The following is an 8,314-nucleotide window of genomic DNA, read 5'->3' as shown; positions in this document are numbered from 1 at the left end:
GGGACACCTGGCAACGGCCAAGGCCTTCGGCATGAAGGTGACCCGGTACTACATCGGCTTCGGCCCGCGCATCTGGTCGACGCGCAAGGGCGAGACCGAGTACGGCCTCAAGGCCATCCCGGCGGGCGGCTTCTGCGAGATCGTCGGCATGACCGCGCTCGACGAGCTGCCGCCCGAGGACGAGAAGCGCGCCTTCTACCGGCAGAAGACCTGGAAGCGCGTCGTCGTGCTCTCCGCCGGGTCCATCACGCACTTCATCGTCGGCTTCGTCGTGCTGTACGCGATGGCCGCCACGATCGGCCTCCCGGACATCCGGGACGAGGCCGTGCTGTCGAAGGTCTCGCAGTGCGTGCCCGCCACCGCCGCCGAGGCCAAGAAGGAGAACCCGACCTGCGCGCCGACCGACCCGACGCCGGGCGTCAGCGCGGGCGTGCAGCAGGGCGACCGGATCCTCGCGGTCGGCGGCCAGCGCCTGCCGACCTGGATCGAGGTCCAGAAGAAGATCCAGCAGAGCAGCGGCCCCACCGAGGTGGTCGTCCTGCGCGGTGACGACGAGGTCACCCTCACCATCGACATCCCGCGGGTCGAGCGCGAGCTGCGGCGCGCCGACGGCTCCACCTACGTCGACACCGTCGGCGTCATCGGCGTCGCCAAGTCCAGGCTGTACGAGTACAACGCGCTCACCGCGTTCGGCGGCGCGACGAAGTACACCGGCGACATGTTCGCCAACACCTGGCGCGGCCTGATGAAGTTCCCCGAGAAGATCCCCATGGTCATCAAGGCCATCGGCGGCGGCGAGCGCGACCCGGAGGCCCCGGTCAGCGTGGTCGGCGCCTCCATCCTCGGCGGCGACGCCGTGAGCGCGGGCCTGTGGCACTTCTTCTGGCTCATGCTGGCGGGCCTGAACTTCTTCATCGGTGTGTTCAACCTCCTGCCGCTGCTCCCGCTGGACGGCGGCCACATCGCCGTCAACCTGTACGAGCGGGTGCGGGACTGGGTCCGCAAGCTGCGCGGCAAGCCCGCGGGTCCCCCGGTGAACTACCTGCGGCTGCTGCCGCTGACCTACTTCGCCATCTTCGTCGGCGGCGCGATCACGCTGCTGACGATCACCGCGGACATCGTCAACCCCATCCGGCTCCCCTGATGTGCCTCCCCGAAAGGTGCTTGTCCCATGACTGACGGCGTCATGCTCGGTATGCCTGCGCTGCCGCCTCCCGTCCTGTCCGAGCGGCGCAAGACCCGCCAGCTCAAGGTCGGGTCGGTCGGCGTCGGCAGCGAGTTCCCGGTGTCGGTGCAGTCCATGACCACGACGGTCACCGCCGACATCAACGGCACCCTCCAGCAGATCGCGGAGCTGACCGCGTCCGGTTGCGACATCGTCCGGGTCGCCTGCCCCTCGCAGGACGACGCCGACGCGCTCGCGGCCATCGCGAAGAAGTCCCAGATCCCGGTGATCGCGGACATCCACTTCCAGCCGAAGTACGTGTTCGCCGCCATCGAGGCGGGCTGCGCGGCGGTCCGGGTCAACCCCGGCAACATCAAGAAGTTCGACGACAAGGTCAAGGAGATCGCCGCGGCGGCCCGCGACCACAACACCCCCATCCGCATCGGCGTCAACGCGGGCTCGCTCGACCCGCGCCTGATGGCCAAGCACGGCAAGGCCACCCCCGAGGCCCTCGCCGAGTCGGCCCTGTGGGAGGCCTCGCTCTTCGCCGAGCACGACTTCCACGACCTGAAGATCTCCGTCAAGCACAACGACCCCGTGGTCATGGTGCGCGCCTACGAGATCCTCGCCGAGCAGTGCGACTACCCGCTGCACCTGGGCGTCACCGAGGCCGGTCCGGCGTTCCAGGGCACGATCAAGTCCGCCGTGGCCTTCGGCGCGCTGCTGCGCCAGGGCATCGGCGACACGATCCGGGTGTCCCTGTCGGCCCCGCCGGTGGAGGAGGTCAAGGTCGGCAACCAGATCCTGCAGTCGCTGAACCTGCGGCCCCGCAAGCTGGAGATCGTGTCCTGCCCGTCCTGCGGTCGGGCCCAGGTGGACGTCTACACCCTCGCCGAGCAGGTCACCGCCGGTCTGGAGGGCATGGAGGTGCCGCTGCGCGTCGCCGTCATGGGCTGCGTCGTCAACGGCCCCGGCGAGGCCCGCGAGGCCGACCTCGGCGTGGCCTCCGGCAACGGCAAGGGCCAGATCTTCGTCAAGGGCAAGGTCATCAAGACCGTGCCCGAGCACCTGATCGTGGAGACCCTGATCGAAGAGGCCATGCGCATCGCCGAGGAGGTCGGCGAGACCGAGGGCTCGGGCGAGCCCGTCGTCACGGTCGGCTGAGCGGGTGGCGGGCACCCCGCTCCGGCGCGTTCTCTGGCAGGCTTGGCCGTGTGCTGAGGCTTGCCGGAGCGAGGGTGCTCGACGACCGGGAGCTCACCGGGGTGCTGGCGGCGCTCGCCGCCGACCCGGTGGCGTCCTGCATGGTCGCCGCGCGGGTGGAGTCCGTGGGACTGGACCCGTGGCGGCTGGGCGGCGAGGTCTGGTCGTTCGACCACCGGTCGCTGCGCGGCGGGCGCGTGGACGCGCTCTGCTTCGCCGGTCCGAACCTGATCCCGCTGTCCGGCGGCCAGGCCGCGCTGCGCGGCTTCGCCGACCGGGCCCGGCGGCGGGGCCGCACGTGCTCCTCGCTGGTCGGCCCCGCCGAGCAGGTCATCGGCCTGTGGGAGGAGCTGGAGCGCGACTGGGGCCCGGCCCGCGAGGTGCGCGCCGACCAGCCGCTGCTCGCCATGGGCGGCGCGCCGTCGGTGCGCCCCGACCCGCTGGTGCGGCCGGTGCGGCCCGCCGAGCTGGAGCGCTACCTGCCCGCCGCGATCGCCATGTTCGTGGAGGAGGTCGGCGTCGACCCGTGCGCCGAGGACGGCGGCGCGGGCTACCGGGCGCGGGTGGCCGAGCTGATCGCGTCGGGGCGGGCGTTCGCCCGGTTCGAGAACGGCGAGGTCGTGTTCAAGGCCGAGATCGGGGCCATGTCCCGGCAGGTCGGCCAGATCCAGGGCGTGTGGGTGCGGCCGGACCGGCGCGGGCACGGCGTCGGCGCGGCGGGCACGGCGGCCGTCGCCGACCGGCTCGTCCGGGGCCTCGGGCGCACCGCGAGCCTGTACGTCAACGGCTACAACAGCCCCGCCCGCGCCGCGTACCGCAAGATCGGCTTCACGCAGGTGGGCCAGTACGCGACCGTGCTCTTCTGATCCGGGGGCATACTGCGGTGGTGCTGCTGCCCAAGCTGGCCGGTCCGGTGTGCCTCCTGCTGCTGCTCTCCGGGTGCGGGCTCTTCACGTCCAAGCCGGGGCCGGGCGACGCGCTCGGCGACTTCCTGTCCAAGGTGGCCTCCGGCGACACCGAGGGCGCCGCGAGGCTCACCGACGACCCGACGTCCGCCGAGGACCTGCTGGACAAGGTGCGCGGGGCGCTGAGGCCCACCGGGCTGACCACCTCCGTGGACCGGGTCGGCGACCAGAGCGGGGCCACCGCCCCCGCCGACGCCACCCTGGAGTGGCAGCTGCCCAACGAGCACCGGTGGAAGTACCAGACCTCCCTGGAGCTGCGCCGCGAGGCCGACGACTGGAAGGTGCACTGGGCGCCCTCGGTCGTGCACCCCAAGCTCGGCGCCCAGCAGTCGCTCGGGTTCACCGAGGTCAAGCCCGCGCTCGCCCCCGTGCTCGACCGGGACGGCACCGCGCTGATGTCACCCGAAACGGTGGTCTCGGTACTGCTGAGCCCGAAGGAGGCCGGGGACGTGAACGCGGTCGCGAACTCGCTGGCCGCCGCGCTGTCCCGGTTCGACGGGAAGATCACCGCGAAGACCGTCGCCGACGGCGCCGCCGCCGTCCCGGAGGGCCAGTCGTACCTGGTGGCCGCGCTGCGCGACGCCGACTACCAGTCGGTCAAGCCCGCCATCTACGAGCTGCCCGGCGTCCGCTTCACCAGCCAGGTGAGCCTGCTGGCCCCGTCCCGCGACTACGGCTCGCAGGTGCTGCCCGCGATCCGAAAGTCCGTCGAGGACACCGTCGCGGGCGAGGCCGGGTTCCGCGTCTACACCGCCAACTCCTCCGGGCAGGAGGTCGAGACGCTGTTCGACCAGCAGCCCGAGCCCGCGCACGCCGTGCCCACCACGCTCAGCCGCCGGGTGCAGGACGCCGCCGAGGACGCGCTGGAGCCGGTCGCGCAGCCCGCGATGCTGGTGGCGCTCCAGGTCGGCACCGGCGAGGTGCTGGCCGTGGCGCAGAACGGCCCCGCCGACGAGCAGGGCGCGATCGCGCTCACCGGCCAGTTCCCGCCCGGCTCCACGTTCAAGATCGTCACGGCGGCGGCGGCCATGGCGGCGGGCAGGGCGAGCGCGGACAGCCCGCTGCCCTGCCCCGGCAGGACCACCGTCGACGGCCGCCGGATCGTGCCCAACGACAAGGAGTTCGACAAGGGCACGATCCCGCTGCGGTCGGCGTTCGCGTTCTCCTGCAACACCACCTTCGCCCAGCTCGCCGCCGAGCTGCCCCCCGCCGCGCTCACCGAGCAGGCCGCCTCGTTCGGCCTCGGCGTCGACTTCGAGATCCCGGCCGTCACCACCATCACCGGCTCCGCGCCCGAGGCCGCCGACGTGGTCGAGCGGGCCGAGGACGGGTTCGGGCAGGGCAAGGTGGTCGCCAGCCCGTTCGGCATGGCCCTGGTCGCCGCGACCGCCGCGGGCGGCACGATGCCCACCCCGACCCTGATGCGCGAGCAGGCCACCAAGGCCGACCGGCAGCCGCCCGCGCCGTCCACCGCCGTCCTGGAGCCGCTGCGGGCGATGATGCGCGAGGTGGTCGAGTCGGGCACCGCGACCCAGTTGCGCGGCCTCGGCGACGTGCGCGGCAAGACCGGCACCGCCCAGTACGGCGACGGGGTCAACTCGCACGGCTGGTTCGTCGGCTACCGGGGCGACGTCGCGTTCGCCACGCTCCTGCTGGGGGCCAACGCCTCCACGCCCGCCGTGGACGCCACGGGCAGGTTCCTGCGGGCCGTCGGCTGACCCCGGACTCCCCTGCTGGCGCTCCGGCGGGCGTCGTAGTGTTGGGGCATGTCCGTGCGCGCCGTCCTGAAGCCTGGGACGCAGTCCCCCAGGCGCCCCGTCCCCGAGCACATCGAGCGGCCTGAGTACGTCGACCGCCCCGCCCCGCAGCGCAACACCGACCCGTGGGCGCAGACGCCCGAGGTGATCGAGGCCATGCGCGTCGCGGGCAGGCTCGCCGCCCAGGCGCTGCAGGAGGCGGGCAAGGCCGTCGTGCCCGGCGTCACCACCGACCGGCTCGACGCGATCGCCCACGAGTTCCTGTGCGACCACGGCGCGTACCCGTCGACGCTCGGCTACCGGGGCTTCCCGAAGTCCTGCTGCACCTCGCTCAACGAGGTCATCTGCCACGGCATCCCCGACTCGACCGTGGTCGAGGACGGCGACATCGTCAACATCGACGTCACCGCGTACATCGGGGGAGTGCACGGCGACACCAACGCCACCTTCATCGCGGGCGAGGCGTCCGAGGAGGTGCGGCTGCTGGTCGAGCGCACCCACGAGGCCACGATGCGCGCGATCAAGGCGGTCAAGCCCGGTCGCCAGCTCAACGTGGTCGGCCGCGTCATCGAGGCCTACGCCAACCGCTTCGGCTACGGCGTGGTGCGCGACTTCACCGGCCACGGCAGCGGCCGCACGTTCCACAACGGCCTGATCGTGCTGCACTACGACGCGCCGCACGTGCCCACCGTCATCGAGACCGGCATGACCTTCACGATCGAGCCGATGATCACGCTCGGCGACGCCGACGGCGAGATGTGGGACGACGGCTGGACCGTCACCACCAAGGACAAGAGCTGGACGGCGCAGTTCGAGCACACCCTCGTCGTCACCGACGAGGGTGCGGAGATCCTCACCACCTGCTGAGCCCGGACCCCGGTCGGGCCGCCGCGCTCGGCCCGACCGGGCGATCAGCGGCCCAACCGGTCCAGCAGGTCCGCCAGCGCCAGCGCCACCGGCTCCGGGTCGGTGGCGGCGGCCAGGTGGTGCAGGTCCAGCTCGCGGACCGGCCAGCCCAGCGCGGCGGCCTGGGCGCACGCCTCGTCGTAGGCGGGGCTCAGCCGCAGCACCGCCTGCGGGCCGGTCCACTCGATCGTCGGGTGCGGCTCCTTGAGGAACGCCAGCGGCACCTCGGGGGCCTCGGCGGTGATCTCGGCCAGCAGGTCCGCGTCGGACACCAGACCCGCGATCTCGTCCGGCCCGAACCAGCGGTCCCAGCGCTGGAGCAGCCCGCCGCGCGAGGCGGCCTTCAGCGCGGAGAACAGCTCGGCGGGCGCGGTGTCGCGCCAGCTCCGGCCGGGCGTGGGCAGGTCGGAGTCGAGGTAGACCAGACCGGTGACGGGGGCTTCCTCGAGGGCCTCGGCGAACGCGGGGAGCAGGGGACCGGCGCCGCTGTGCCCCACCAGGACCAGGTCGCCGCTCACCCCCGAGTCCTCGACCGCGTCGGTGAGCACGCCGATGATCCGCTGGTGCACGGGTGCGGCGTTGACCGTCACCCGCACGTCCAGCGGCAGCACCGGCCTGCCGAGCGCGGCGAGCGCGTCGGCGAGCGGGGCGAGGCTGGCGGGTCCCAGGAACGGGCTGTGCAGCAGGACCGCGGTGGCGGGCGTGTGGACCATGACGAGGATGATGGCAGCCCTCGGGCGCCGGTGGAGGGGTGCGGCTGTGAGTGGTGCGGTGCTGGTGGCCGGGACCACGTCGGACGCGGGCAAGAGCGTCCTGGTGGCGGGCCTGTGCCGGTGGTTGGCGCGGGAGGGCGTGCGGGTCGCGCCGTTCAAGGCGCAGAACATGTCCAACAACTCCGCGGTCACCCCGGACGGCGGGGAGATCGGCCGCGCGCAGGCCCTCCAGGCCGCCGCGTGCGGGTTGGAGCCGAGCGTGCGGTTCAACCCGGTGCTGCTCAAGCCCGGTGGCGACCGCAGCTCCCAGGTGGTGGTGCTGGGCAAGGTCGCGGGCGAGGTGTCCGCGATGTCCTACCGGGAGCGCAAGGCCGAGCTGATGACCGTGGTGCTCGACACCCTGGCCGGGCTGCGCGCCGACTACGAGGCCGTGGTGTGCGAGGGTGCCGGGTCCCCCGCGGAGATCAACCTTCGGGCCACCGACATCGCCAACATGGGGCTGGCGCGCGCCGCAGGGCTGCCCGTGCTGGTGGTCGGCGACATCGACCGGGGCGGGGTGCTGGCGCACCTGTTCGGCACCCTCGCGCTGCTCGACCCGGCCGACCAGGCCCTCGTGGCCGGGTTCGTGGTCAACAAGTTCCGGGGCGACCCGGCGCTGGTCGAACCGGGGCTGCGGCAGCTTCGGGAGCTGACCGGGCGGCCGGTGCACGGGGTGCTGCCGTGGCGCGAGGAGCTGTGGCTGGACGCCGAGGACTCGCTGTCCTACGCGGCCGACGGGGTGATCGGCAGGCCACAGGCTCCGGTGGGGCGGCAGTGGCTGCGGGTGGCCGTGGTGCGGCTGCCCCGGATCTCCAACGCCACCGACGTGGAGGCGCTGGCCTGCGAGCCGGGCGTGTCCGTGCGGTTCGTGACCGAGCCGTCCCGGCTGGCCGACGCGGACCTGGTGGTGCTGCCCGGCTCCAAGGCGACCGTGTCGGACCTGGCGTGGCTGCGCCGCACCGGGCTGGCCGACGCGATCGCCGCGCACGACGGGCCGGTGCTGGGGGTGTGCGGCGGCTACCAGATGCTCGCGCGCTCGATCGACGACCCGGTGGAGTCCGGCGCGGGCGCGGTGCCGGGGCTGGGGCTGCTGGACGTGGACGTGGTGTTCGAGCCGGAGAAGGCGCTGCACCGGCCGACCGGGGTCGCGCTGGGCGAGCCGGTGACCGGGTACGAGATCCACCCCGGCCGGGTGGCGCGCCGCGCCGACGACCTGCCGGGGCTGGTGGAGCTGCCGGACGGCGAGGTCGAGGGCGCGGTGCGCGGGCGCGTCATGGGCACGCACTGGCACGGGCTGCTGGAGAACAACGCGTTCCGGCGGGCGTTCCTGCGGCACGTGGCCGGTCTCGCCGGGCGGGACGGGTTCGCGGTCGCCCCGGACACCGACTTCGCGGCCCGCCGCGAGGCCCAGCTGGACCTGCTCGGCGACCTGGTCGTGGACCACCTGGACACGGGCGCGGTGCGGGCGCTGCTGGAGCGCGGGGCGCCCGGCGGGCTGCGGGTCGTGCCGCCCGCGGGAGCGCCAGCGGTCGGGTGAGCGCGGGCTGCGGGGGTCGGGCCGGGGCG

At 73.4% G+C, this 8,314-nt stretch carries 7 protein-coding genes; 6 read left to right on the top strand and 1 reads right to left on the bottom strand.

From position 1 onward, the window contains the following. The 5 genes from ACTUAL_RS07140 to map form a co-directional block, all read left to right on the top strand. Positions 1 to 1,144: M50 family metallopeptidase (locus ACTUAL_RS07140; protein WP_440899687.1), on the top strand; the 1,144-nt coding region annotated here is incomplete at its 5' end. Positions 1,145 to 1,195: 51 nt separating this feature from the next. Next, the gene (ispG, locus tag ACTUAL_RS07135; protein ID WP_440899689.1) at positions 1,196 to 2,329 is read left to right on the top strand and encodes a flavodoxin-dependent (E)-4-hydroxy-3-methylbut-2-enyl-diphosphate synthase; all 1,134 of its coding nucleotides are present in this window, start codon (positions 1,196 to 1,198) and stop codon (positions 2,327 to 2,329) included. A 50-nt stretch (positions 2,330 to 2,379) separates the two neighbouring features. Next, positions 2,380 to 3,234, top strand: a complete 855-nt coding sequence (locus tag ACTUAL_RS07130; RefSeq protein ID WP_177154433.1) for a GNAT family N-acetyltransferase — start codon at positions 2,380 to 2,382, stop codon at positions 3,232 to 3,234. A gap of 17 nt (positions 3,235 to 3,251) precedes the next feature. Beyond that, positions 3,252 to 5,051, top strand: coding sequence for a penicillin-binding transpeptidase domain-containing protein (locus ACTUAL_RS07125; RefSeq protein WP_096496564.1), 1,800 nt, complete (start codon positions 3,252 to 3,254; stop codon positions 5,049 to 5,051). Between the two features lie 48 nt (positions 5,052 to 5,099). Further along, positions 5,100 to 5,957, top strand: a complete 858-nt coding sequence (gene map / locus ACTUAL_RS07120) for a type I methionyl aminopeptidase (protein WP_440899686.1) — start codon at positions 5,100 to 5,102, stop codon at positions 5,955 to 5,957. Between the two features lie 44 nt (positions 5,958 to 6,001). Here the strand turns inward: map and ACTUAL_RS07115 are convergent, their stop codons facing one another. After that, entirely contained in the window at positions 6,002 to 6,709 is a 708-nt protein-coding gene (locus ACTUAL_RS07115) for a hypothetical protein (protein ID WP_096496562.1), read from the bottom strand. Positions 6,710 to 6,719: 10 nt separating this feature from the next. On the opposite strand from ACTUAL_RS07115, the gene ACTUAL_RS07110 reads away from it, so the two are divergent. Further along, entirely contained in the window at positions 6,720 to 8,285 is a 1,566-nt protein-coding gene (locus ACTUAL_RS07110) for a cobyric acid synthase (protein ID WP_440899688.1), read from the top strand. Positions 8,286 to 8,314 lie beyond the last annotated feature (29 nt).

It is taken from the genome of Actinosynnema sp., from assembly GCF_052038725.1.
This window is presented reverse-complemented; position numbering and strand designations above follow the sequence as displayed.

Bases quoted from the DNA above. Each gene is read 5' to 3' on its own strand.
- ispG (WP_440899689.1), top strand. From the start codon at position 1,196: ATGCCTGCGCTGCCGCCTCCCGTCCTGTCCGAGCGGCGCAAGACCCGC.
- ACTUAL_RS07110 (WP_440899688.1), top strand. From the start codon at position 6,720: ATGGCAGCCCTCGGGCGCCGGTGGAGGGGTGCGGCTGTGAGTGGTGCG.
- map (WP_440899686.1), top strand. From the start codon at position 5,100: ATGTCCGTGCGCGCCGTCCTGAAGCCTGGGACGCAGTCCCCCAGGCGC.
- ACTUAL_RS07115 (WP_096496562.1), bottom strand. From the start codon at position 6,709: ATGGTCCACACGCCCGCCACCGCGGTCCTGCTGCACAGCCCGTTCCTG.